Annotated in this window: 22 protein-coding genes, 2 pseudogenes and 1 other annotated feature; of the genes and pseudogenes, 16 read left to right on the top strand and 8 right to left on the bottom strand. The window is 54.3% G+C overall.

What is annotated here, in order from left to right:
• Positions 1–16 precede the first annotated feature (16 nt).
• Positions 17–826, bottom strand: coding sequence for an FRG domain-containing protein (locus KI613_RS03880; protein ID WP_226403903.1), 810 nt, complete (start codon positions 824–826; stop codon positions 17–19).
• A 281-nt stretch (positions 827–1,107) separates the two neighbouring features.
• Between KI613_RS03880 and KI613_RS03875 the strand changes: the two are divergent.
• Both KI613_RS03875 and KI613_RS03870 read left to right on the top strand, forming a co-directional pair.
• A pseudogene (locus tag KI613_RS03875) lies at positions 1,108–2,336 on the top strand (IS3 family transposase).
• Positions 1,386–1,502: a sequence feature (AL1L pseudoknot), on the top strand. (Overlaps the previous pseudogene by 117 nt.)
• Positions 2,337–2,375: 39 nt before the next feature.
• Positions 2,376–2,564, top strand: a pseudogene (locus KI613_RS03870) (IS481 family transposase); the annotation flags it as partial.
• A 294-nt stretch (positions 2,565–2,858) separates the two neighbouring features.
• Here the strand turns inward: KI613_RS03870 and KI613_RS03865 are convergent.
• From KI613_RS03865 to KI613_RS03845, 5 genes are all read right to left on the bottom strand, one after another.
• Positions 2,859–4,505, bottom strand: a complete 1,647-nt coding sequence (locus KI613_RS03865; RefSeq protein ID WP_226403902.1) for an electron transfer flavoprotein-ubiquinone oxidoreductase — start codon at positions 4,503–4,505, stop codon at positions 2,859–2,861.
• Positions 4,506–4,665: 160 nt separating this feature from the next.
• Positions 4,666–5,097, bottom strand: coding sequence for a hypothetical protein (locus tag KI613_RS03860; protein ID WP_226403901.1), 432 nt, complete (start codon positions 5,095–5,097; stop codon positions 4,666–4,668).
• A gap of 40 nt (positions 5,098–5,137) precedes the next feature.
• On the bottom strand, positions 5,138–5,899 hold the full coding sequence (locus KI613_RS03855) for a hypothetical protein (RefSeq protein WP_226403900.1): 762 nt from the start codon (positions 5,897–5,899) through the stop codon (positions 5,138–5,140).
• Positions 5,900–5,955: 56 nt separating this feature from the next.
• Positions 5,956–7,155, bottom strand: coding sequence for a phosphotransferase (locus KI613_RS03850; RefSeq protein ID WP_226403899.1), 1,200 nt, complete (start codon positions 7,153–7,155; stop codon positions 5,956–5,958).
• Between the two features lie 245 nt (positions 7,156–7,400).
• Entirely contained in the window at positions 7,401–8,777 is a 1,377-nt protein-coding gene (locus KI613_RS03845; RefSeq protein WP_226403898.1) for a DUF1329 domain-containing protein, read from the bottom strand.
• A 361-nt stretch (positions 8,778–9,138) separates the two neighbouring features.
• On the opposite strand from KI613_RS03845, the gene KI613_RS03840 reads away from it, so the two are divergent.
• The 4 genes from KI613_RS03840 to KI613_RS03825 all read left to right on the top strand — a co-directional run bounded on the left by KI613_RS03840 (position 9,139) and on the right by KI613_RS03825 (position 12,994).
• Entirely contained in the window at positions 9,139–10,170 is a 1,032-nt protein-coding gene (locus KI613_RS03840) for an AraC family transcriptional regulator (protein WP_226403897.1), read from the top strand.
• A 217-nt stretch (positions 10,171–10,387) separates the two neighbouring features.
• Positions 10,388–11,125, top strand: a complete 738-nt coding sequence (locus KI613_RS03835; RefSeq protein ID WP_226403896.1) for a hypothetical protein — start codon at positions 10,388–10,390, stop codon at positions 11,123–11,125.
• Positions 11,126–11,361: 236 nt separating this feature from the next.
• On the top strand, positions 11,362–12,075 hold the full coding sequence (locus tag KI613_RS03830; protein WP_226403895.1) for a hypothetical protein: 714 nt from the start codon (positions 11,362–11,364) through the stop codon (positions 12,073–12,075).
• A gap of 145 nt (positions 12,076–12,220) precedes the next feature.
• Positions 12,221–12,994 (top strand): hypothetical protein, encoded by a 774-nt coding sequence (locus tag KI613_RS03825; protein WP_226403894.1) that lies wholly within the window; start codon positions 12,221–12,223, stop codon positions 12,992–12,994.
• 199 nt (positions 12,995–13,193) lie between these two features.
• Here the strand turns inward: KI613_RS03825 and KI613_RS03820 are convergent, their stop codons facing one another.
• Positions 13,194–14,480: a DHA2 family efflux MFS transporter permease subunit gene (locus KI613_RS03820; protein ID WP_404826977.1), complete on the bottom strand. Its 1,287-nt coding sequence runs from the start codon at positions 14,478–14,480 to the stop codon at positions 13,194–13,196.
• A gap of 524 nt (positions 14,481–15,004) precedes the next feature.
• Between KI613_RS03820 and KI613_RS03815 the strand changes: the two genes are divergently transcribed.
• The 10 genes from KI613_RS03815 to KI613_RS03770 all read left to right on the top strand — a co-directional run bounded on the left by KI613_RS03815 (position 15,005) and on the right by KI613_RS03770 (position 24,607).
• Positions 15,005–15,733, top strand: a complete 729-nt coding sequence (locus KI613_RS03815) for a hypothetical protein (RefSeq protein WP_226403892.1) — start codon at positions 15,005–15,007, stop codon at positions 15,731–15,733.
• A 76-nt stretch (positions 15,734–15,809) separates the two neighbouring features.
• Positions 15,810–16,400, top strand: a complete 591-nt coding sequence (locus KI613_RS03810) for a cytochrome c oxidase subunit 3 family protein (protein ID WP_226403891.1) — start codon at positions 15,810–15,812, stop codon at positions 16,398–16,400.
• Between the two features lie 3 nt (positions 16,401–16,403).
• Positions 16,404–16,694, top strand: a complete 291-nt coding sequence (locus KI613_RS03805) for a cytochrome C oxidase subunit IV family protein (RefSeq protein WP_226403890.1) — start codon at positions 16,404–16,406, stop codon at positions 16,692–16,694.
• 30 nt (positions 16,695–16,724) lie between these two features.
• Positions 16,725–17,069, top strand: a complete 345-nt coding sequence (locus KI613_RS03800) for a DUF3135 domain-containing protein (RefSeq protein ID WP_226403889.1) — start codon at positions 16,725–16,727, stop codon at positions 17,067–17,069.
• A gap of 40 nt (positions 17,070–17,109) precedes the next feature.
• Complete coding sequence (locus tag KI613_RS03795) at positions 17,110–18,732, top strand: methyl-accepting chemotaxis protein (protein WP_226403888.1); 1,623 nt, start codon at positions 17,110–17,112, stop codon at positions 18,730–18,732.
• A 72-nt stretch (positions 18,733–18,804) separates the two neighbouring features.
• Entirely contained in the window at positions 18,805–19,575 is a 771-nt protein-coding gene (locus KI613_RS03790; protein ID WP_226403887.1) for an oxygen-binding di-iron domain-containing protein, read from the top strand.
• Positions 19,576–19,577: 2 nt separating this feature from the next.
• Entirely contained in the window at positions 19,578–21,767 is a 2,190-nt protein-coding gene (locus tag KI613_RS03785) for a putative bifunctional diguanylate cyclase/phosphodiesterase (RefSeq protein WP_226403886.1), read from the top strand.
• 291 nt (positions 21,768–22,058) lie between these two features.
• Positions 22,059–22,808, top strand: a complete 750-nt coding sequence (locus KI613_RS03780) for an electron transfer flavoprotein subunit beta/FixA family protein (RefSeq protein ID WP_226403885.1) — start codon at positions 22,059–22,061, stop codon at positions 22,806–22,808.
• A 14-nt stretch (positions 22,809–22,822) separates the two neighbouring features.
• Positions 22,823–23,761 carry an electron transfer flavoprotein subunit alpha/FixB family protein gene (locus tag KI613_RS03775; protein WP_226403884.1) on the top strand — a complete coding sequence of 313 codons (939 nt, stop codon included), beginning with the start codon at positions 22,823–22,825 and terminating at the stop codon, positions 23,759–23,761.
• Between the two features lie 240 nt (positions 23,762–24,001).
• Positions 24,002–24,607, top strand: a complete 606-nt coding sequence (locus KI613_RS03770; protein ID WP_226403883.1) for a TetR family transcriptional regulator — start codon at positions 24,002–24,004, stop codon at positions 24,605–24,607.
• Between the two features lie 323 nt (positions 24,608–24,930).
• Here KI613_RS03770 and KI613_RS03765 read toward each other — a convergent pair whose 3' ends face one another.
• The gene (locus KI613_RS03765; protein WP_226403882.1) at positions 24,931–25,455 is read right to left on the bottom strand and encodes an acyl-CoA dehydrogenase family protein; all 525 of its coding nucleotides are present in this window, start codon (positions 25,453–25,455) and stop codon (positions 24,931–24,933) included.
• Positions 25,456–25,463 lie beyond the last annotated feature (8 nt).

The following is a 25,463-nucleotide window of genomic DNA, read 5'->3' as shown; positions in this document are numbered from 1 at the left end:
GCTTCAAAAGCCGCCTCTAGCCGCTGTTGCCAACCCTCTTCTGCCATTGCAGCCCGAAGATTGGTTGTCGCTTCATGCTCTTGCAGAAGCCATCTAGACCTGGGTAGATGTTGGCGGCGTTGATGTTCATTTGGTTCAGCTTTCGCAGCCCGGTCAATCGCAAGCGCGCGGGGATGATTAGTTTTGTGAAATCCCCGTCAGTAACTGTGTACTCTTTGAGAATCCTTTCGTGGGTATGCTCCAGGGTGTTCGTGGTGACGAATAGTCCCTGTTGTGACAGCAGCCGATGGTTCGAGAATGTCGGCTCGAAGGCGAAAAGGCACATGTCTTCGCTCTTTTGTGCACCATCGAGAATTTTGGAATGGACCTCAAGGCGCCTCGTTCCAAAATACTCGTCGTCCTCAGCTATTAGAGCATGGTGATTCAGGACGTAAACTGCCGCATCTCCCGTGCCATCCTCAAGAGCAAAATACAGCGCTATGTACGGCGAGAACGTGAAATCGAGCAGCCTTGTCGGAGCACCATGGTGTTGCATGATTGAAAGCCAGCTAAGGTCATCATCGGGCTCCGGCAGGTGGTTCAAGAACAGGTGCGCATTACACTTGAACCGGTCAATCATTACTTTTTCGTGCTCTCGCTTGTTGAGATTTTTCTCCTCCCCACTCCCGGCCTTGTGAATGCTCTGAGCATCCTTGAAAGCGCGAGCAAGCGAACTCTCAAGTTCGAAATTGGCGTTCGATTGCCCCCGGAATATCCATTTCCTGTAATTTTTTGAACCGACCAATTTGTCGAACTCCCCCCAATTCTTGATCGTGTGCGTTTCCATGCCCCCCTCCAAATAGATTTCTTCCTATCCGTGGATTATTGCACTCGGCAGGCGGTTTGCCGACGCATTGCAGACTGAATCAGGTGCTCACTTGAATGTCGGCTTCGGCCGATATCCGTTTTTGACTCTTGTTCTGGCTCAAGCCACTGTTTGGCATTTAGGTCATACCAGTGCCCCCTGTTATCTGGGAGCTCGACACCACTAATAGTACGGTCACGGTAAAATGCTACTTGAATCGCCCCGGATTTGGTGGAGGCTCTAACTCTTGCGAAGATAGAGCCATGAAGAAGTCAGTTAAGTTCTCCCCCGAATTCCGTGATCTCGCCGTGCGCATGGTAGCTGAATGCCGTGCCCATCATCCTTCGCTATGGTCAGCCGTTGAATCCATTGCCGCCAAGATCGGTTGCACGCCGCAGACGCTGCTGACTTGGGTGCGTCAGCACGAACGAGATAGCGGCCAGCGTGAAGAACCGACCACGGCAGACCAGAAGCGCGTGAAAGAACTGGAGCGCGAGGTCAAGGAGCTGCGCAAAGCCAACGATATCCTCAAGCTTGCCAACGCGTTTTTCGCCCAGGCGGAGCTCGACCGCCGATTCAAGTCTTGAGGTCAGTCGTCGACGAGCATCGTGATGCCTTCGGGGTCGAGCCGATCTGCAGGCAATTGCAGATTGCCCCGTCTGGCTACCGGCGCCATGTCGCTCTGCGGCGTAATCCTGAACAGCGCAGCCAGAGAGTACGGCGAGATGAGGTCTTGGTGCCCGAGATCGAACGCGTCTGGCAGGCCAACCTGCAGGACTATGGTGCCGACAAAGTCTGGCGGGACTTGGACCGGGAAGGTGTCGCGGTGGCCCGTTGTACGGTCGAGCGACTCATGCGGCGGTAAGGATTGCGGGGTGTTGTGCGTGGCAAGGTGGTGCGCACCACGATCAGCGACAGCAAAGCGGTTTGCCCGCTGGATCGGGTCAATCGGCAGTTCAAGGCTGAGCGGCCCAATCAGTTGTGGGTCTCGGACTTCACCTATGTCTCAACCTGGCAAGGCTGGCTGTACGTTGCCTTTGTTATCGATGTTTTTGCCCGCCGCATCGTCGGGTGGCGCGTCAGCAGTTCCATGCACACGGACTTCGTGCTCGACGCCCTGGAACAGGCCCTGTACGCCCGCCAGCCGAATCCCGACGAAGCCTTGATCCACCATTCAGACAGAGGCTCGCAGTACGGCTCGATCCACTACAGCGACCGACTGGCCGAAGCCGGGATTGATCCTTCAGTCGGCGGCAAGGGCGACAGCTACGACAACGCCTTGGCTGAGACGATTAATGGCTTGTACAAGGCCGAGATGATCCACCGGCGGGCACCCTGGAAAACCCGGGAATCCGTGGAGTTGGCAACCCTGGAATGGGTGTCTTGGTTTAACCGCCACAGGCTGCTTGAGCCAATTGGTTATATCCCGCCCGCAGAAGCTGAGGCAAACTACTACGGGCAACTCGCCAATCAGGCCGCCATTGTGGCCTGACTTAAACCAACCAGCCTCCACGGAACCCGGGGCGATTCATACTACTACCAGACACACGAGCAGTTAAAAGCCCATTTGCGGACCTTTTTGATGGCTTACACCTTCGCCAGGCGATTGAAGACGCTGAAGGGCCTGACGCCCTATGAGTTCATCTGCAAAACTTGGACAAAAGAGCCTGAGCGCTTCAGGGTCAATCCGATCCAGCACACTGAGGGACTAAACATCTAGTTGTTCCTTGAAAGCTTTTATCAGCACGTTGCGCTTTGCACGAAACTGTTCCGTCGATATCTCTCCGTAAAGCATCAGACATGTTGCATGCTTCAGTTCGAGACAGATATCGTGTGCCGATTTGTCCAAGCAGGTCATACGAGCATACGTACCGTACTGATTGATTTCGGCAATGTGTCTAGGATTAGTTACAAGCATCGAGGACCTCCTGCTGTCGCTGCCAGAGTCGTGTCATCGAGAGACAAACACCTTGAACTTGGCCGCAAAAAACAATGTCAAATACCGTCGTATCATTCACATATTCGGATAGGTTGGACCCTCGCCCCCCTGCGGCACCACCCAGTTGATGTTCTGGGTCGGATCCTTGATATCGCAGGTCTTGCAATGCACGCAATTTTGGGCGTTGATCTGCAGGCGCGGGTTGGCGCCGTTCTCGTCGCGGACAATCTCATAGACGCCGGCCGGGCAAAAGCGCTGTTCCGGGGCATCGTAGGTCGCCAGATTGACGCGGATCGGGATATCGGCATCCTTCAGTTGCAGATGGCAGGGCTGATCTTCCTCGTGGTTGGTGCTGGAGAGGAAGACCGAGGACAGGCGGTCGAAGGTAATCACCCCGTCCGGTTTCGGGTAGGCGATCGGGGCGCATTCGCTGGCCGGCTTCAATTTGGCAGGGTCGGGGATGGTGTTGTGCAGGGTCCACGGGGCCTTGCCGCCGAAGACCAACTGGTCGACGCCGAACATCACCGAGCCGAGTTTCAGGCCCTTGTTCATCCACGGCTTGAAATTGCGCGCCTGATGCAGTTCCTGATACAGCCAGCTCTGCTTGAAGGCTTCCGGGTAGGCGGTCAGCTCGTCGCGCTGGCGTTCGCCGTTGAGCGCGGCGAAACAGGCTTCGGCGGCCAGGGCGCCGGACTTGATGGCGCAATGCGAGCCCTTGATGCGGGCGGCATTGAGGAAGCCGGCATCGTCGCCGACCAGAACGCCGCCGGGGAAGGTCAGCTTGGGCAGCGACTGCAGGCCGCCGGCAGTCAGGGCGCGGGCGCCGTAGGCGATGCGCTTGCCGCCTTCGAGGAAGGCGCGGATGTTGGGGTGCGTCTTGAAGCGCTGGAATTCCTCATAGGGCGCGAGGTGCGGATTGCTGTAGCCGAGGCCGACGACGAAACCGACGGCGACCTGGTTGTTTTCCAGGTGATAAAGGAAGCCGCCGCCGTAGGTGGCCGAATCCATCGGCCAGCCGCCGCTATGGACAACGAGGCCGAGCTGGTGTTTTTCGGGCGAAATTTCCCAGAGCTCCTTAAGACCGACGCCGTAGGTCTGAGGATCAACGCCCTCGTTCAAGTTGAATTGGGCCTGCAGTTGTTTGCCGAGATGGCCGCGGCAGCCTTCGGCGAAGAAGGTGTACTTGGCATGCAGTTCCATGCCCGGCTGGAAATTGGGACCTTCCGAACCATCGCGCAGCCGCCCCATATCGCCGGTGGCGACGCCCATCACGGCGCCGCTCTCATCGAACAGCACTTCGGCGCCGGCAAAGCCCGGGTAGATTTCGACGCCGAGGGCTTCGGCCTGTTCGCCGAGCCAGCGGCAGACGTTGCCGAGCGAGATGACGTAATTGCCCTCGTTGTGGAAGCACTTGGGGAGCACGCTGTTCGGTACTTTAGTGGCGCCGGTTTCGGAGAAAATGAAGAAGCGGTCTTCGGAGACCGGGACGTTGAGCGGCGCTCCGTCTGTTTTCCAGTTGGGTAGCAGTTCGGTTAGTGCGCGGGGGTCCATGACGGCGCCGGAGAGGATGTGGGCACCGATTTCGGCCCCTTTCTCGATCAGGCAGACAGCGATTTCGCTGCCTCTCTCGGCCGCCAGTTGTTTCAGGCGAATGGCCGAGGCCAGTCCGGCCGGGCCGCCGCCCACGATGACGACGTCGAATTCCATGGCTTCGCGCTGCATGTTGTCTCTCCCTGCTCCATTTGGATATACGGTAATTAACAGTATCGTATGCTTCCATATAAATCAAGCTTCAAATGAAACAGGGCAACTTACATAATTACGAATCCAATGGATAGCGAATAGGGAGATGACCTAGGAATTTCTACCGACATCGCTGTTGTTAGAAATACAGTAAGAATATCCTGGCGTTGAACCAAGGTTGATTGATGTCAGGCGCCTCCCCATACGACTTCCGGCCGCTTACCCTTCCTGCGCCAGACTTGCAATATCCCTTGATTCCAGCACGAAACGACCAGATCCGCGCCTCGCTGCGTTGAGCATTGCCTGACCGACTTCTTCCGTAGTCACGACAATGGTGGGAAATAACCTTGTCATCACGTGCAACAAGGGCCTCGTCAACCTGGAGAAGCGTCGATAGCTCGGCATTTTCGATTGAAAACCGTTCCTGACGAACCTGTCTGTCGCCAGCATCACACGCTACCTGAAACGTTTGCGTGACTTTGGATTGATCAAAAAGGTCGTCGGCACTTATTGCTATTACCTTACTCTCGCTGGCCGCAACGCCGTCGCCGCCGCTTGCTGTATCTCTCACGAACTCATCGTTCCAGTTCTCGACTCATGACCCATTCTGCTCAGAATTGGTGAAGAGTTGAGTCATAAGAGACTATCGGGATGGCCATCCTCTGCTCGTCCCTGGCCACGACCCGGAACATGACAATGGACATGACCACCATCCACAGGAAGAAATCAACCGCCACCAGCCAGAACGCCAGCAGACCATCGTAGGCGAATGGTCCGGTTTTGAAAAAGCCCATAAAACTAGCCGGTGCCATCAGCACCCCCGCCCAGAGATTGTAGAAGGCCACCCAGCGGGGAAAGGTTTGTTCCGGATTGATATCACGCAGGATCGCAATAGCGATAATGAACATCCAGATGGCGAAGGGCGGCCAAGTGTAAAGGAACAGGAAAAATCCCAAATCGTTGAAGGCCTGAACGATAGCGGCATCCTCGACGCGGTAGGCCATCACAGTCCAGCTGACGGCGATCGTAGTGATCACCGCAGCGCCGCCACCGACGTTGGCAATTGAGGCAAAGGTCAGCAAGGGCGCCCGCTCCATGCGGCGGATATAGATGATCAAGGGCGCCGCCCAAGTCACCCAGAACGACCAGAAGAAAGTACAGAGGGCGGCGCCGATCAGGATCGAGGTCTTGTGTTCACGCACGTAAAGCAGGAGGTCATCGGCGCTCATTGCCGCGGCCGGCGGCGGCACATAGCCCATGAAGCAGCCAAAACCCACCGCCGTCATGGCGACCAAGGCCAGGCCAGTCCATAGGCATACCCGCATCAAGAACGGATCGAATTCATAGGGCTCTCGGGCCATGCTTAGATTCATGCTTTCCTCGTGTTTTTAAATTCAAACAAGCTCTTTCCGTGCCTATCACATGCAGATCAGATGCCAACCAGTTTCAAAGCGTCATGGTCGTTGATGGCATTGGCGGTCCGCTCGATGATGGCCATGGAGATATGGTCCGGCTGCATATTGGGTTGGAGCGTTCCGGCGCCGATCGTGTAGACCCAGGCAAAGTAGGGATAGAACGTGTGCTGGCGATAACTCAACCAGGCCTCGTCGAACGGAATCTGGGCGCCTCCAGCAGCCTGCAGCCGGTCCAGATAGAAGTGAAGCAGGTCCTGCTCCCAGAGCCTGCGATCCTCCACCGTCAAGGCCGAGGTCACTAAGTAGGCGAAGTCATAGGCCCAACCGCCACGCAGGATCGCTTGCCAGTCGGTAAGCCCCATCCGTCCATCCCTGGTGATATAAGTCTGGCCGACATGGGAATCCCCATGCAGCAGGGTCTGCGGCTGCTGCATATTCAAACTGAACGACAACAGTACGGCATTCCACAGGTCATCCTGGCGGTTGACAATGGCGGCCGGAATCACGGCTGCGGCTCGTTGGGCGCCAATAAGCGAGCGGCCCTTGAAGCCAATCTTGCTCAGCAGCTTCCATCGGTCCACCGTTGTGGGCAGAAAATTGAAGTCATGCTGCAGGGCATTGCTGTTCCAGTAATGGCCATGTAGCTTGGCCATGTCGGCCAGCAGGTTCTCGACCTGTGCCTTGGTGATATAGGTGTCGGCTGAAACGAATTTGGCGCCCTTGGTATGGACGATGTCTTCCATCACCACCATGGACCGGAACGACGAAGCGCACGCACAGGCGAAGTAGCCTTTGGGCGCCTCGATATCGAGCGGCTTGCGCAGATGGTTGTAGAACGCAACTTCGCCCCAGATCACATCCGACAAGCCTAGGACGAGACGCTGGGTGTAGTTGGTTGTCGCTTTGGTAAAAACCCGATCCGGCCATCCGGCATGTTTAGCCTCGGCATTCAGGGACAGCTGCAGCCCGTGGCGACTCGATGTGCCGACACTGCCGCCGGTTGATTTGATGGCTAGAACCTTGGCCCCGGCCCACCCGTCGCCCATAACGGTGCTCAGCCATTCGGGGGTAATGTCAAGGTAGGAACGGGGCACATCATCCGCATTCCAGGCCTTGCGCCGATAGATGTGTTCGCCCATGACATGCAAGCCGACGCTGGCCGCTTTGCCGAATAGCTTCGCCTTCTCTTTCCAAGTCAGCTGCGATGTGGTCATTGCTTAATACCTTCCATTCCAAATATCGACGACGACTGACGACCATTGGATTCAGTCCAATGAATAGAGGACGGGTCACAAAAAAATCCGCATCAGGAATGTTGATGCGGCTGAAAGCTTAGCAAAGCCAAGGATAGCTTTCTTCTGCGGGAGAACGACCACATCGGCTCAAGCAAGAGCGATGCGGCCGGACCCGATCAACAAGATGAGGAAAATTCAACCGTCCTCATCTTCCATTACATTCCTTAACGAACACCCTCGCCGGCAAGGGCATCCGGGTTGAAGAAGCTGGCTGGCTTAGGGGCGATCGGATACCAGCCGCCATAGTCGGCGCCGTGACCATTTCCGTTGTACATGCCACTGGTCAGGTCATGGACGAAGAATTCATCGGATATCATTCCCTGTGCTTCATACATGGGATAGAAGGTAGAGAAACCGAAACGATACATGCGGCCCACGGAGTCATAAGCTTCCGCCATGCCGGCACCCGGCGCATCCTCATCCACGTAAATGATCCGCTTGGAGTACACATGGCGCTGTCCTGCCTTCAGGGTACCGGCGACGACCCATACCCGGTGTAGCTCCCAGCGGACACAGTCGGGATTGGCATGGTTGGGTGTAAAAAGTTGTTCCGTACTGCAAGACGCCTTGTCGGTAATCTTGAAATTGTTGTACGGGATGTACATCTCCTTCTTGCCCAGCAGCTTAAAGTCGAAGCGGTCCTGGGCACCCATGAAATTCTGCGCCTCATCCATGACTGATGCGCCGCCGGCCTGGGGATTGGGAGTGTCATAGGCGATATCGGGCGCCAGCTTGACCCGACGCTGGCCGGGCAGGTACTGATAAACGCGCCGTCCGACATTGAGCGTGTCCAGGGCATCAATGATCATCAGTTTTTCGCCAGCCTTGCGGGCGGGGCCGGAGGTATCAAGGCGAATCTGCCAATAGACGGTGTTATTTGGGGCGGGCCCGGTGCGCTTGGGATCAAAGAACGGTGCTTCCTGCACCATGGCATTGATGCCCTGATTGATGGCCTTGCCACTCGCAGTCACCATGACGGAGTCGTTGGTGCCGCCCCAGGAATGGGCGGTATACCGCGCCACATGGTTCCATATCACCTGATTACCTGACTTGGGAATAGGGAAGAGCACACCGCCGTAGCAGCCTTCCACCTGCAATTCATTGTTAACTGCCTTGCAGGCAGTGGCGTTCTTGAGCGTGTTGTCGAGAACGTACTTGGGATAGTCCGCCGTGCGATGGCTGGGATAGACATCGATGCGGAAAGTGGGATATTTCTTGAGCATGGCCTTCTGCCCTTCACTCAACTTGTCCTCGTACTTGTCCATGTTCTGTGCAGTAATCACGAACAGGGGCTTCTCGCTGGCAAAGGGGTCGGGACGAACCCCCGGCTTCTTGGGGTCGTAGCTGGCAGGCACTTTCACCGGGCCTGAGTATTCGGGGATTAAGCCGTCCTTGCTTCCGGCTTTTTCCGCGCCCCAGAGCGTTAGACTGGTCCCCAGCTGCTTAGCCTCGTCAGCACTGACTGCTGCTTGGGCGGCCCCGGCAACTGCTGCCATCAAGGCCGCCAGGCCAACCGATGCCAACCGATTTCGGTGTTTCATGTTTGTCTCCTTTATCTTTTTGCAAGAAAATCTCTTGCTTCCTGTGCCTGCTCACTGGGAACTCCCCCAGCACCTGCTGTCATTTTGTTTTTAGCGTTCATGGCAAACCGCCAAGTTCACTAAGCGGCTTATCTAATCACGGCTGTTCGTCACGAACTAGAGGCAACTCAAGCCAATTAATTGCAATCTAAGACACTATTTTTTAAATATTGCGTTGCATTGAATTTGGGGAAGTTGTACGGTGCTTCAGAGCACTTGACCAGTATCAGAACCTCAAAGGTACTTTTCTACCCTACCCAAAGAAAAATAGATTTGAGAAATTCTTCAGGTTGAGAATTCTTTTAGTGACTGGCGTATATGTATGCTTAACCCTACATCCATAAAGCATTATTTATCCCTGATGAAAGCCCGCGGGTATAAAGATGAAGACGTTTTTTGCGGTACTGTTGTTGATCCAATCGCCTTGAGCGACCCCGACTGCCTGATCAGCCACGAAGACCACCAGACACTGCTCGGCAATATGATCCGATTGACTGGGGATTCTGGTTTGGGCCTTGAACTTGGCAGTACAGTTGATATTCCTAACTTCAGCGTATTGGCCTACGCTGGAATGTCTTGCCGAACCATCCGTGATGGAATGAAGGAAATTTGGTCTCGTTACGGTAGGGCTTTCGGCGTTAATGTTGATCCGAGTGTGGTTGAAGAAAACGAGGACTGGTCTGTCATCGAACTCTCGGCACCACGCATCAACGATGCGATTTACCGTTTCAGCATTGAGGAGGCCCTGTTCGCACTGAGCCGGTTCGGCGGCGCCTTGACCGGTGATTCCATTCCTTTCATTGCTATTTCTTTCGCTTACCCCAAACCGTCATACAGTGACCGATATACTGAATTTTTTCATTGTCCGATTACCTTCGGAGCACCATGTACCTTTATTACAGTCCACCGTCGCTGGCTCGATAGTGAATTTAAGACCAATGACGCCGCACTCAATCAGGCCTGCCGCGACTACCTTGATCGCGCGCTTAAGCAAGCCCAGAAGAACAGTCCCCTTAGCCTCCGGCTGCGCCAATATCTGCTGGCTCGCGTCGATGGAATGCCATCGATAAGCGAGGCGGCCAAAGCCTTTGGCATGAGTTCCCGTACCCTGGCTCGCCAACTGCAGCAACAAGGTTGCACCTACCGCGTCCTGACCGAAGAAATTCGTATTGAATTGGCGCAACGCTGGTTGAATTCCGGTCAGCTCTCGGCCAAGGAAGTCGGCTATCGCCTGGGTTTCAGCGATGTGGTGACCTTCCGTCGTGCATTTAAAGGCTGGACGGGGAAGACCATTGGCGAGTACTGCACGGCTCCCCATAACGCCGATACTTCCTCGGCAAACGACAGCCGCTAACGACTTCGACGCTCAGGCCGCACCGAGTCCTGCTGCGGCGTAACATATGTCGACCACGCAAAAGCAGCACCAAAAACTTGTCCGGGTTTGCCGTCAAATGGCAGGAATCGCATCTGGTGACTCACACTGGCTAATGATTTACTTCATGGCTCGATAACTCACATCCAACGATTGCTCGCAACAGGAACATCGTGGATGGCCAAGATCAGGAGCAACCATGAAGCAAACAGAAATGAACACCTCGGTCCTGCGGGTTTTCCTATGGTCGGGCGTTGTCCTCGTGGCAGCGTTGATCATTGCCCAGGGCTGGTTGATGGGCTTCCTGCCCGGCCCTTCACCATCACTCAGCGCCAAGGAAATCGCGCAGATCTTCATCGAGCGCAAGGACAACATCCTGCTCGGCTGTCTGCTCCAGATCATTACTTGGTGTTTCTATGGCACCTGGGCCATCCCAATCATCATGTTCATCCGCAAGATGGAACGCAGCATGCCTGCCCTGACCTACGCCTCCCTGGTCAACGTCGGCGGCGGCTGGGTGTTTTTCATTCTGATTCCCATGACCTGGGCGGTGATTGCATTCCGGGCGGAAACCCTCGATCCGGGCATCATCCAGATCATGAACGATTGGGTCTGGTTCGACTGGCTGTACACCTGGCCGTCGTTCTCGGTCTGGATGTTCATCATCGCCGCCGCCATTTTCTTTGATCACAACGTGCCCACCATCTATCCGCGCTGGGTTGCTTTTTTCAACGTCTGGTGCGGCATCCTGATCTTCCCCGCCGGCATGATCGGTTTCTTCAAGAAGGGCCCCTTCGCCTACGATGGCCTGCTCGCCTTCTGGTTCGCTGTGTCCGTGTTCTTCGGCTGGATGCTGGTAATGACGGTGACCACCTTCCGCGTCATTTCCAGCGAGGACAAGCGGCTGAATGAAGAGGCCGCCAAGGCGGCGAACTAGCGCTGTAACGCCGTTCGCGACCTAGTCGGTGGCGAACGGCTTTTGGCTAGGAGAGGTATCCCGGATAAGCAATGGATGCCCCTTTTGGTACCGGCCATAGAAAATCCTGTCCGGTCTCTGCAGCATGCATTGCTGTCTCTTCGCACGGATCGCACGATTAGCCAAGCCACTGCCCCGATGGCTAAATCCGTCCCTCTTACAAGTTCTAACTTTCCTGTCTCTGGGGAGAAATACGCATGCCGACACATCAACAAAATAGCCGATTCAAAAATCAAATGTTCCACACTTGGTGTGCTCCCCTATACATTGTGGGCATCCTCGTTGGCCTAGTCTTGGTCGCCCGCTTTATTCCGCCCCCACCGGCCTATCTGACAGCTGAGCAGGTGGCCGCGTTATATCAGGAGAACACGATGTCGATTCGTATTGGCCTGTTTCTCGCCATGGCCTTTACGTCTCTGCTGGCACCATTTTCGGCGGGTATTGCCGTGCAGATGATGCGCAGCGAAGGCGATCGACCAGTGCTAGCAATGACGCAGCTTATCAATGGTGCCATCGGTTCCCTCGTATTGTTGATCGCATTCATGATTATGATGATCGCAGCATTTGATCCTTCGCGCCCGCCAGAGATCACCAAGGCGATTCACGACATGGGGTGGTTGATGCTGTTGTTGCCATTTCCGCCATTCTGTATTCAATATGTGGCGATCGCCATGCAAATTTTCCAGGACAAGGCGCCGAAACCGTTGTTCCCCCGTTGGGTGGCTTATTTCAACTTGTGGATTGCGATCTCGTTTCTCCCCACGGGAATCGTGGGATTCTTCAAAATTGGTCCATTCACTTGGCACGGCCTGATCGGTTTCTGGATTCCCACTATCAGTTACGCCATTTGGTTCATGGTTATGTTCTTCACATTAAGAACCGCGATTAGGCAAGACCAAAATGAGTTGTAGAAGATTTAAAGAACCGCTGAACGCTATGAGTGCCAAGTCATTCATGTTCCATGCCCTCGAGCACCAGGCTGCAACGAAGGCTTATTGAACCTGGGCCGATTCAAATCAGAGAGACCCATATACCCTGAAAGTTCGGAGACAGACAATGGCTAAAAGTATGAGAGAACAAACGCGGTCGGATTCCACGATTGAAACAGGTGAGAACCCTCTGAAAGACTTGCTCGTCTGGCGAGTCAACCTGATCGGTGCCTGGAGCCCTGTGGCGTATGGCTTGATCGTCATGTTCGGCTGGTTGATCATCGGCGGCTTCTGGCCGTTGCACGCCCCCTCCGCCGGGGCGGAGGAGATTGCCGCGTTCTTCCGCACCAATACCAACAGCATACGTATTGGCCTGGTAACAATGATGTTCGGCGCGGCGTTCTTCATCCCCTTCACGGCCACCGTTGCGCATTACGTGTCGCGGATCGAAGGCCGCTATGGCCCGTTGTCGCAATGGGTCACCCTATGCGGGTTCGCCAACACGATATTTACGTTCTATCCGGCTATCTATTGGTTGACCAACGCCTATCGGCCGAACGAGCGCACGGCGGAGCAAATCTATTTCCTTAACGACTTTACCTGGTTCGCCATTATTGGCGCCGCCACACTAGTCTATCCGATGTTCATCGCCGTGGGCATCGCCATATTGCACGATTCCAGCAAGAACCCTGTATTCCCGCGCTGGTTCGGCTTTTCCTCTCTTTTTGTTTTCGTCATGAATTGTCCGGCCCAACTCCTGTTTTTCTTCAAGACAGGTCCTTTCGCGTGGAACGGGCTATTCGCATTTTATGTGCCCTTCACGGCCTTCTTCTTCTGGATATTGACCACGGGTTATTTCATGCGCAAAGAGTTGCTGAGACAAAAGCCCCTGCCGGTGTAGTCCTTCGTCAGCGACGATGTAACTATCTCAATAACCCGTAGCAAAAAATATCGGCTGGATCAGTTGCACACTTGCCACGAGTATTCTCCTCTTAGCTGGCTATAAATTGCACCAGCACACCGTGGGATTAAACACATGGCAAGCGGCCAAATAAGTTTCTTGCAACATCTCTCTCAAATTCCTCGACCCGTCTGAGCCTTTAACTAACATGGTGCTTCATACGACCAGCTGCCGTGAGGGCGACTACGAAGATTGCCACCAGCAGCGTGAAACTATCGACATAGGCTCCCGCAATGTCAGCACCTTCAGATCTGTAGACAGATTCGCGCCATTCAACGAATACTGCAGACACAGCCACACCAAGAACTCCGCCAAATTGGCGCATATAACTGATGACAACCGACGACTGACCTAGCTGATTGATCCCCATTCCTCGCAGTGCTGCGAGACCAAGAGCAGGCAAGATGAGAGCTAGCCCAATCCGGCCAAGCACGGTACTCCAAACCAACTCGCCAAAACTGATGTGAGCACCGAGGATAGCAAGAAGAAGAAAGGAGACGCCAAACAGCGCCAGGCCACCAAAAGTGACAAGATGCGGCGAAATATGATCGGCCAGCCGGCCACCGAGAGGGATGACCACTGCCAGCGTCACCCCGGCAGGCAGCATGGCCAGTCCGGCCTGAGTAGCTGAATATCCCAGCGCCCGCTGTAGAAAAACAGGAATCAAATAGGTAGAGGCGTAGAGTCCGAAACCATAAGTCACCGAGACAATGGCCCCCATCGAAAAAGCACGATCAGCAAACAGTCCCAGTTCAACAAGCGGATTCGTCGCGCGCCGGGCATGACGGATAAAGAAAAGTAGCGCACAGACTGTCATCCCCAGAAACAATAGCGTCCGAGGTGCAATTGGGCCGCTGGAGTGAACGCTAGAGATACCTTCGATGGCGGCAATCGTCGAAAAACAAAGGAGTCCTGCGCCGAACCAGTCAAAACGATTGTTTGCATACGATTTATCGCCAGGAATCAAAATGTACCCGCCGACACTGGCGAGTAGACAGAACGGCAGGTTGATGAGAAAGATCGACTGCCAGCCAAAACTATCAAGCAACATACCACCCAACATGGGGGCAACAGCCGGTGCCAGCACGATCCCAAATCCAAGAATGCCTGAAGCCTTTCCTTGCTGATTGACCGGAAATAAGCTCATAACAACCACCGCCCCGAGCGGTTGCAATACACCGGCTGCCACTCCCTGCAAGATGCGGGCTGTGACCAGAAACGTGAAATTCATGCTTAGCGCACCGGCAATGCTACTGATGAGCAATAGCATGAGTGCGCCAAGCAGACAATAGCGGAATCCGAAGCGGTCAAGTAACCATGCTGCAGGAAGCATCGATAAAGTCATGGCTGCCATAAAACCGGTGATTGCCCACTGGACATTTCCTTGGCTCAAGCCGAAATATTCGCCTAGCGCAGGAATAGCCACGTTGAAGCTGCTTGTCGATAGCACGCCAGACACTATGGCGCAAGATACCACTAGGAGTATCAACCATGGGCGTGATTGGCTGGAGGGCAAACGGCGAAGAGTCAAAACCGGGGGACCTTATTGGCGATGCTGGAACAAGAAGGCGGGGAAATAAACCATCGGACCGAGAAAATGCAGGCCAAAACTGAATCAATCTGATCCACAAATTTGGCGGCTTGACCTGCCACTCTTGAACGCAATGGTTGCATTAAAGCATAATTCACATACACTATCATATGTATCATTACTATTTATGAGTTCGATTCGCTAGGCGCAGTTTCTCTCTCGAATGGCAAGTCTGAATCCATGGCTCGAGTGTTGTGCACTGATTGAACCGGACTATCGCAAGGCAGGCATCGTCACGAAGCAAAGCCTTAACAACATGCCTTTGCCTTATTGTTCGCCAAACTCGTTGGCTCAACGGGTGTAGTTGGATGCTAAAACCGCTTGTGCGGAAACGAATTTATATATAGGGAGATAACAGCATGTCGGAACGCGGTCAGGCCATCATGATCTGGTGGGGGTTGGCTTTCACATTAATCTTCGGGACCACCATGTGGACCCTGTTGCACATGGTCACCCCGCCATCGCCAACGCTCACCCCGCTGGAAGTCGCGGCCTTCTATATCGAGAACGCCTTCCAGATCAAACTAGGGGCGACCATCTGTTCCTGGACCAGCGCCTTCATGGTACCAATCTCTGTGGTCGTTGCAGTGCAGATGGCGCGCATTGAGCAGGGCCGGGTGCCGATCTGGTCGATCCTGGCTTTTGCCGGAGGCATCCTAATGTCGATGTTCCTAGTGTTCCCGCCCATCTTGTGGGGCATTGCAGCCTTCAATCCGGCGCGCCTGCCGGAAGCCACGGCGCTGATCAACGAAATGGCGAATCTGACTCTGACTACCACCGATCAGTTCTTCATCTTCCAGATGATCGCCATCACATATGTCAGCTTGACACAAAAACCCGTGGCGAATTCGGCCTTTCCCCGCTGGTTCGGCTGGTTTAATTTGTGGATCGCGATCATGTTCGAAGTCGGCGCCCTAGCTTTCATGTTCAAGGCTGGCCCCTTCGCCTGGAATGGCCTGTTCGTTTTCTGGTTCCCCTTCCTCGGCTTCGGACTCTGGATCGGCGTCATGTCCTTTGTCATTCTGCGGGCCTTGAAGGGACAAGCCGCCAGCAAAGATTCTGACGTAACAGAATCTGTGCACCCCTGATTACTGTTCAGCTTACATACCACTCCCTTGGTCTGCTGCGTAGCTGCCCACCAAGGGGACGGGACATCAACTCGTTATGACCACACAAACAATTCATACCACTTGCACCAATGACCGCCACGTCCCAGGAGAAGCCGGAATCTGGGTTTTCATCTTCGGCGACATGATGGTGTTCTCGCTGTTCTTCATCACCTTCCTGTTTTACCGCGCTCAGAACGTCCCGTTGTTCGTTGAATCGCAAACCCACCTGAGCCAGACCTTCGGCGCCCTCAATACCTTTTTCATGTTATCCAGTTCTTGGTTCGTCGCCTTGGCGGTGCACGGTGCGCGCAAGAACATGGGCAAGGTGACTCCGATCGGCTTCGTCCTGGCTTTTTTCTGCGGCCTTGGTTTTGCCGCCGTGAAGTTCTTTGAGTACGGCGAGAAGATCCGGGCCGGAATCACCCTCAACACCAACGATTTCTTCATGTACTACTACATGTTCACCGGCATCCACTTTGTCCACGTGATGATTGGCATGGGCGTGCTGGTGTTCATGGCCCGCTATTCCTGGGCCGGTGGCTATGATGAAAAGAAAATCTGGAACCTCGAAAGCGGTGCCAGTTTCTGGCATCTGGTGGATCTGCTCTGGATCGTCCTGTTCGCCCTTCTTTACCTCATCAAATAAATCATGATTGCTTCTTTACTTCGGGCCCGTGCCACCTTGGTCTGGTTCCTACTGGTGGCCGCCACAACATTTTCTTGGGAGATGGGCCATGGCGCTGGGTTTAGTGATCACCGCTATGCCAGCATCGCCATCATTGTCATGGCCTTCATCAAGGTCAGGTATGTGCTCCTTGATTTCATGGAAATCCGCAATGCACCCACCCTAATGCGACTGGCAGGGGAAACCTGGCTGGTTGTCATCTGTTCGGTGCTGGTATTCCTTTACTGGCAGGGCGCCAATCAGGTGACTGGATGACAGCGCCGCTACTTTTTCAAATTAGTAGCAATGACGATTGTTTATGCAGTGCTTCACGAAATCGAGGCGCAATTGAAAGAATTTAATTTTGACCAATTAAGCGACTTGGCACGTCGTGATCCGCAGTCTTTCATTGAAGCGCGTTCGAACGCAATCAATTCAGCAATTCTCGCTGTCGGAAGAACTGCGCCTGAGCTTGAACTGCTACAAGACCAAATTGATGTGATTCGGGCTATTGCGAGTGATCCTCAGGAAAGCCTGGTGGCAATCACAGCCTTGCTGGAGCAACGCATAGATGCGCTTGTGAAGGTCATTGGCCTCGTCAAAACCCCGCTTGGCCCTGTAGCAATTGATCCGAAGTCTCGAAACAACTGAATATTGATAAGGAACTTGTGGAGCACCCAAGGCGAATTCCATGAAAATCAACCTGCCCGTTACACAGAGCGAAGTCACCTATCCAACGGGGCGCTACCTGGTTTCCAAGACCGATCTCAAAGGCATCGTCACACACGCCAACGATGCGTTTGTGGCGATCAGCGGCTTTAGCCGCCAGGAGCTGATTGGCAACTCGCACAATATGGTACGCCATCCGGACATGCCGTCGGAGGCGTTTGCCGATTTGTGGCGTACGGTCAAGAGCGGGCTGCCATGGCATGGGGTGGTCAAGAACCGCGCCAAAAACGGCGATCATTATTGGGTCAAGGCCTTTGTCGTCCCAGTTCGCAAGAACGCTCGGACGGTCGGCTACATGTCCGTTCGCACCGAGCCTTCGCGGGCCTCGGTCCGCGAAGCCGAAGAACTGTATCGCCGGGTTCGTGACAAGCAGACCAAGCTGCCAACGGTCAATCCCGGCATACTGGAGCGCTTTTCCTTCAGCACCCGGTTATGGACCATCATTGGGGGCATGGCGGCCCTGACGGCGGGCATCACGGTGGCCTCATTTGCCGGCGAATTGACAGCGGATCGGGCGCTCTTCGTCGGGGTGGCCGCCTTGATCAGCACCTTGGTCGCGATCTCGGTCGGGGTCTATCTGTCGGTCAAGATCGATCGGCCACTGTCCAAAGTGGCCGAATTCTTCGACCAGATTGCGGAAGGCAATCTGACCAACGACGTCGATGTCTCGAGCCGGGATGAGACGGGGATTCTCTTCTGCCAACTGGGCGGGATGCAGGTCCATCTTCTCGCCATGCTGGACGATATCTCCAGCGCCGCTTCCGTGATCGAGAATCGCTGCCAGAATCTCGATCGGCAGATGGTCCAGGTCAACGAGCAATCCGCATTGCAGTACGACAGTGCCAAAAGCGTGGCAGCTGCCACGGAGGAACTGAGCGTGTCAGTTCGCGAGGTCGCCAGCAGCGCCAGCGACACGACCGGGGCTGCGCTTCGTGCCCAACAACTGATCAAGGCCGGGAATGACCAAATCCGGGAAACGGTGCAGATGACCACACGGGTTGTTGAGGCCGTGGAGCACTCAAGCGCGACGATTAATGTCTTGTCGGCGGCCATTGCCAAGATTGACAGTATTACCCAGGCGATTACCGATATTGCCGGGCAAACCAATCTTCTGGCACTCAATGCCGCGATTGAAGCGGCACGCGCCGGCGAACAGGGACGTGGCTTTGCCGTGGTCGCCGATGAGGTCCGGACACTCGCTGAGCGAACCTCGTCCAGCACGCGTGACATTGCCAGCACCATTGCTGAGATACAGAGCGTCACCGCCGAGGCGGTCGAGGCCATGGCCACCGCCCGCAAGGAAGTGGTTGCCACGACCACTTCTTTGCTAAGCAGTGCCGAGAGCCTGGATGGCGTGACCCAGGCCGCTTCTGAGGTGGCCCGGATGTCGCAAAGCATCTCGGAGGCCACCGTCGAACAAACCCAGGCGAGCGAGGATGTTGCTCAGAACATGGAACGGATCACGCAGTTGATTGAAGGCAATTTTCAGGCTGCTCAACAGGCGCAGCTGGCGTCGAATGAACTGCTCGATACGTCGGACAGCTTGAAAGCGCTGATCGGCGAATTTCAGATTCATAAAAGCTAAAGACGCGACGCATCGCGCCCATTGGCTCATTCACTGTGCCGATAACGATAAAAGGCATCAAGGGAGAGCAGCATGAGAAATATTTCGATATTCAGTTCTGACAACCATCAGTTCATTCTCCTGAATGAAAGTGAGCCTGGTGAGGAAGATGGCATCCCGTCCAACCAGTACCTGATCGTTCATGAGGACAGCGGAGTCCTGCTCGACCCCGGTGGCTTCGGCGTCATGCCACGGGTCCTCTCGGAACTGCTCAATTACCTCAGTCCGGACAAGCTGAAGGCAATCATGCTCTCGCATCAGGATCCCGACATCGTCGGCGGCATTGCGACCTGGCTCGAAATCAGCGAGGCGCCGGTTTACGTGTCGAGCATCTGGATGCGCTTCCTGCCCCATTACGGGATTTCGTCGATGCAGCGTTTTATCGGTGTCCCGGACGAAGGCATGCAGTGCTCATTGGCACCCGGATTCAATCTCGAACTGGTCCCCGCGCATTTCCTGCATTCCGAAGGGCAGATCAATGTCTATGATCCCATCGCCAAGGTCTTGTTTACCGGGGACATCGGTGCCGCCATGATGCCGGATGGAGAAGACCACCCTTATGTGGACGACCTGAAGGCCCATTTGCCCCATATCGAAGGCTTTCATCGCCGTTACATGGGGTCCAACCGGGCAGCACGCTTCTGGGTCGAGGCTGTTTCACAGCTAGACATCGATTTCATTGCCCCGCAGCATGGCCCCATTTATCGGGGGGCCGCCGTCCAGGGGTTTCTCGACTGGTTCAAGAAACTGGAATGTGGCGTCGACCTGATGGTGGGGGCCGGTCGATTCCAGACGCGAGTTTGAGGATGAGCACCGTCCCGCGACTTCTCCCCGAGGGCCAGACGGAACTGCGTCAGCAGGTCCTGGAACGGTTTGCCGCCTTGTTCGAGAACCAGACCCGAACGAGGCTGTTCGCGGCCAGCGTCACCGAACTGACCCAAAACACCCACGCAGAACTGCTCGCCGGACTCCATGACACCATTACGCGGGTCGCCAGCTTCAAGCTCGATCAGGCCGAGCGGGATGAGATCACCAGCAGCCTGGGGCGGGCCGCCGCCCGCTGCGCCCGGCTCGACAAAACGCTGGAGCTTCTGCTCGGCGAGCGGCGACGCCAATGGCAGCAGAATGCCAGTGACTTGCAGCAGGTCATGTTCGAGTTCAATCGAATGACTAACGATCTGGCCGGAACCTTGATCGAGAAGGATCTGCTCGAGCGGCAAAGCCGGGTGCTCGAAACCATCGTCCTCTCCCACGAAAAAGTCACCCAGTGGAAGGCCTTTGTCCAGGAAGTGCTGCTCGGCTTCCACGCCTTCTTTCCGTTTGATGTCTTTTTTATCGCCTTTGCCGAAGACAATGCCCTGTCGCTCTATATTTACTACATGGGCAGCTACTCGGAGGAAGTCACCCAATCGGCCCGGAGCAAGCTGGCGCGGGACATGATCGTCCATCTGAACCTGCCCGCCGATGTGCCTCTGGATATCGAAGAGTTTCATGTGCTGCCGGAGAACAGCAGGGGACATCGGAATATCGACAATATCCGGTTGATCACGGTCCCGGTTGCCGACCTCGACACCGCCAATCTCGCCGGTCTACTGGGGATCGCCTATGCCTCGACCGAAGGCCTAACCCCCCAGGAAAGCAGCGTTATCCATTCGATTCTGGCGGTGATGGTGATGGTGGTCGGTTCCAGCAAGGCGCTGAGCCGAACCTTGTTGGAGCTTGAATACTATTCGACCCATGATCCGCTGACCGGGCTGTACAACCGGCGCTATTTCAATGACATCCTCGACTATGAAATCGGGCGCTCCGAGCGGCATCAGCACCAGTTTTCGATCCTCATGCTCGATCTGGACGACTTCAAGGACGTCAATGACACCTATGGCCACCCCTGCGGCGACAGCGTCTTAATTCAGGTAGCCGAGACCATGCGCTCGCTGATGCGAACTGGTGATCTGGCGACGCGCATCGGCGGCGACGAATTCGCGGTCATCCTGGTCGAGACCGGTGTCGACGGCGCGATGGTTGTCGCTGAGAAGCTGCGAACCGAATTGCGGCAGATGACCTTCGAGGGCGAGCAGGGCAAGTATTTCCACATCACCACCTCAATTGGCGTGGTGACCTACCCAGGCGATGCCAAGAGTATTTCCGATCTGATGGCCGGTGTCGACCTGGGCCTCTATCGCGCCAAGGAACTGGGCAAGGATTCGATCGGGACTCTGGAGTCGGTCCAGGATCGTCTCTACGCCAGCCGATCGAAACGCGACTATGCCGAGACGCTGCGGGCCTCGCTCCGCGAGGGGCGTGTCGTACCGTACTATCAGACCATTATTGATTGCAAGACGGGCGAGCCCTTCGCCTATGAAACCCTGGCCCGGATCAAAGAGCCTGACGGAAACGTCCTGGCCGCCGGCGCATTCATCGAGACGATTGAGAAATACGGACTCGGACGGGAACTCGATCGCGCCATCATCGAACAGGCCATTGTCGCGGCACGCGTCCGCTTGGACGAAAAGAAGGCGCCGTTTCGCCTGTTCATCAACCTATCCGCCCAAGAGATTCAGGGGCGGGGGATTCTCGCCTATGCCGAACAGTTGTGCTCGGAACTTGAGATTCCATCACACATAATCGTCTTCGAAATTCTCGAGCGCGATGCCATCAGCGACATGACCCACATGCGGAAATTCCTCGGTGATTTGCGAAAAAAGGGATTCCTCTTCGCCCTCGATGACTTCGGCAGCGGCTACAACTCGTTCCACTATCTGCGGGAACTGACATTCGATTTCGTCAAGATCGACGGGGCGTTTGTAAAGAACATCGTCAGGTCAAAGATCGATAGCACGCTGGTGCGTAACCTGATCCGACTTTGCCAGGAACTGGGCATCTTGACGATTGCCGAGTTCGTGGAGTCCGAAGAAATTCTGGAGGCCGTACGGGCGATGGGTGTCGACTATGCGCAAGGCTTTCATCTAGGAATACCAACATCCTGTATGCGGTGAGTCGCAGATAGCATCACCACCAATCCAGCGGGAAAACCTGATTTTCCAGCTGATCTGAAACAGTTCCGATCGCTATCACGAACATCTCCTCGGCCTACCGTGAATTTCATGCCATTGCCCTGCGAACGCGCGGGTATTGCATCAAACCTGAATGCGCGTACAATATCGTATGCGTCAATACGATATTGTACGGATTGGGTTTTACAGTATGGAACTCGTCAATCGATTTGTCCCAACTCTTGGCAAAACCTCGTGGATTTACATAGAAAAGCAGTAAAGGAGTGCCTCTCAATGAAAGTTATAGTGGCCGTTAAACGCGTGGTTGATTACAACGTCAAGGTACGCGTAAAGAATGACGGTAGCGGAGTCGATCTCAATAACGTCAAGATGAGTATGAATCCTTTTGACGAGATTGCGGTTGAAGAAGCCGTGCGTCTCAAAGAAGCCGGCATTGCCACGGAAGTTGTTGCCATTTCCTGCGGCGTATTGGCATGCCAAGAAACCCTGCGAACCGCGATGGCAATGGGCGCAGATCGCGCAATCCTGATCGAAAGCGATGTCGACCTCCAACAACTGGCTGTCGCAAAACTTTTGAAAGCCGTCTGCGATAAAGAATCACCCTCGCTGGTCATCTGTGGCAAACAAGCCATTGATAACGATGCCAACCAGACCGGCCAAATGCTTGCCGCGCTTCAAGGTTGGTCCCAAGCCACATTTGCTTCGAAGATCAGCCTCGATGGCACCACCGCACGGATCGTTAGGGAAATCGATGGCGGCCTTGAGACTCTCGAACTCACTCTGCCGGCAGTTGTTACCACTGACCTGCGCTTAAATGAGCCGCGCTACGCCACCTTGCCCAACATCATGAAAGCGAAGAAAAAGCCGCTTGATATTCTGACTCCTGCAGACTTGGGGGTCGACGTTCAACCGCGGTTGACGACACTGAAAGTTGTTGAACCCCCCAAGCGTAGCGCTGGTATCCAAGTGGCCGATGTTCCCGACTTGATCAACAAGCTTCGCAATGAAGCCAAAGTTATTTGATAAAGGAAAGAACAATGCCTATCCTCGTCATTGCCGAACACGACAATAAAGAACTCAAAGCCGCCACGCTCAATACCATTACCGCCGCCCTGCAGATCGGGGCCGACATACACGTCCTGGTGGTTGGCTCAGACTGCAAAGGCGTTGCCGAACAAGCAGCACAACTTCAGGGCGTGACCAAAGTCAGGCTGGCAGATGCCACCCACTATGCCTCGCAAACCGCCGAGAACGTGGCCTCGCTGATTGTGGCAAATGCAGGCGGCTATACTCACATTCTGGCACCAGCGACCACGTCGGGAAAAAACATATTGCCGCGGGTCGCAGCACTACTTGATGTTGCCCAAATTTCCGACGTCATTGCCGTTGAAGGCCCCGATATCTTTGTTCGTCCGATATACGCTGGTAATGCCCTGGCTACGGTTAAGAGTTCAGACTCCGTCAAAGTACTCACCGTTAGAACTACAGCCTTTGAATTTACCGCACACGGAAACAACGCGGAAATCGAGTCGATTGCAGCGTCCACAGACTATCAGAACACCCGATTCATCAGTTCTCAGCTTAGCAAATCCGAGCGCCCAGAACTTGGCTCCGCCAAGATAATCGTTTCGGGTGGCCGAGGTTTGGGTAGTGGTGAAAACTATATTAGGTTGCTCGAGCCCCTCGCTGACGCGCTGGGAGCGGCATTGGGTGCATCTCGTGCTGCGGTTGACGCAGGCTTTGTACCCAATGATTTTCAGGTCGGTCAGACAGGAAAGATTGTTGCTCCCCAAGTATATTTGGCCATTGGAATTTCTGGAGCCATCCAGCACCTCGCTGGCATGAAGGATTCAAAAATTATCGTAGCCATAAACAAGGATGCTGATGCTCCTATCTTCCAAATTGCTGACTATGGCTTAGTTGCCGACCTTTTTGAAGCAGTTCCCCAGCTGGTTTCTGCAATATCTGATGTCTGAAAATATCACTCCTTCTCTGCTCTGCTGACTTGCTCTCTTGCGTGATCAATAAGCAGAACTTTCTTGGCCCGGGCTGAAAAACCCGGGCCACTTTTTTACTCTATGCGAAATAATTTTTTCGAAAATGTTGTGGATAGCGATACTAAAAAATCATTATCTCGAGGTTATCGGTCACTCTGAAAATGACTTGCGATAGCTTGGCAATCCACCGTTCATCAGAAAAGTTTGGAGAAGACAAATATGGTCAAAAAGACAAAGAAAGAGTCTGAAAAAACCCGCCTGGATATTATCAACGCCGCTCGAATGGTCTTTCTACAACGCGGCGTAGCGCGATCAACACTAGAGATTATCGCCAAGGAAGCTGGCGTCACTCGCGGCGCAGTCTACTGGCACTTTCGGAACAAGGCAGACCTCTTTCTTGCCATGTGCGAGAATGTATTTGAGCCGCTTATTAAATGCGCTGACGCACCTCTGCAGTCAAATCAGTTCGAGAATCCATTAGACGCAATCCAAGACTCGATCAAGGAGTTCTTCCGAGTCTTTGAAGAATGCTCAATCGTGCGAGAAGTCTTTGTAATCATGGCCTCGCGCTGCGAATATGTCGATGAATTTGCCAGTGTTCAGAAAGAACTCAGCCGCCCCTTCAAGGCCCTTCTTCAAAATATAGAAAAAGGCTATCAACATGCGGCAACCAATGGAAAACTCCGAAGCGGACTTGATCCAACGGCAATGGCACACGACACTTATGCCTTTACTAATGGACTGCTGCGCATGCAAGTCAATCACCAAAATGATTCGGACCTATCGGTCGCGATTGCCCGACACATGGCCTTGCGAAGGGCGTAGCAGAAAATTCCTCAGTAGCCAGACCCAGACCCTTTCATAAGTGGTCAGCTCATCTACCAGGTCGATTGAACTTTAATGTTATTTAACCACCCTGGCCGGGAATTGCACAAAAATAAGATAGTCTTCCCGACGCAACCATGACGATGGTAAATTACCGGTACCAAGCGAGCAATTTTGAATACATGGGGAGCGCCCGAGGAGCATTCACCTAGTTTTTGTGCGAATCACCACCAGTTCTTATCATGACATTTAAGTGCAATCCCTCTGCACCCCATTGCCGGCCGCCAGCACTACGCTAAAACTTCTTAAAGCGGGCAGTGGCGTCAACGGCGCCCCCAGTCGGTCAGGCTTCGCCGGATAATTTCCTGAATCACTATTTCAGAGTCGCTATCAGCTTCTTTGCTGTCCACGTCGGGACAGGCTCGAACAGTTGAGGAATAACGCAATTTATAGCCATACCGCTTGACAATCTGCAAACAGGAATTTACCGCCCTCTCTTGCAGTAGTTCGCCAATCTGTTTTGCTGCGAATGCCTCGTCTGCCTTCAACTGACGGTTAAAGTGACGCCGGAGGCAGCAATCGACAATTGCTCGTTGAGTCGCCGCCTCGGCCCATAAATCTGCCAATTGGCAACGCGTTTCGGTAAAATCGTTTCCAGTGGAATGGGATCGTTTGCGCGTTGAGGTATATTGAATTGCCAGCAGCAACACGGACTCAACAACAGATATTGCCTGAGTTGCAAAACCCAATAATTCGACTGGCCCTAATTCACCAGCGGCCTCGGGATGCAGACTACAATTGCGATTGGGCAGCAGTTTGGAAAATTGGTCAGGCCGAGCGGATATCATCAGATAGT

Source organism: Ferribacterium limneticum (genome assembly GCF_020510585.1).
GTDB lineage: Bacteria > Pseudomonadota > Gammaproteobacteria > Burkholderiales > Rhodocyclaceae > Azonexus.
The sequence above is the reverse complement of the archived record's forward strand: the minus strand, read 5'-3'. Positions and strand labels throughout refer to the sequence as shown.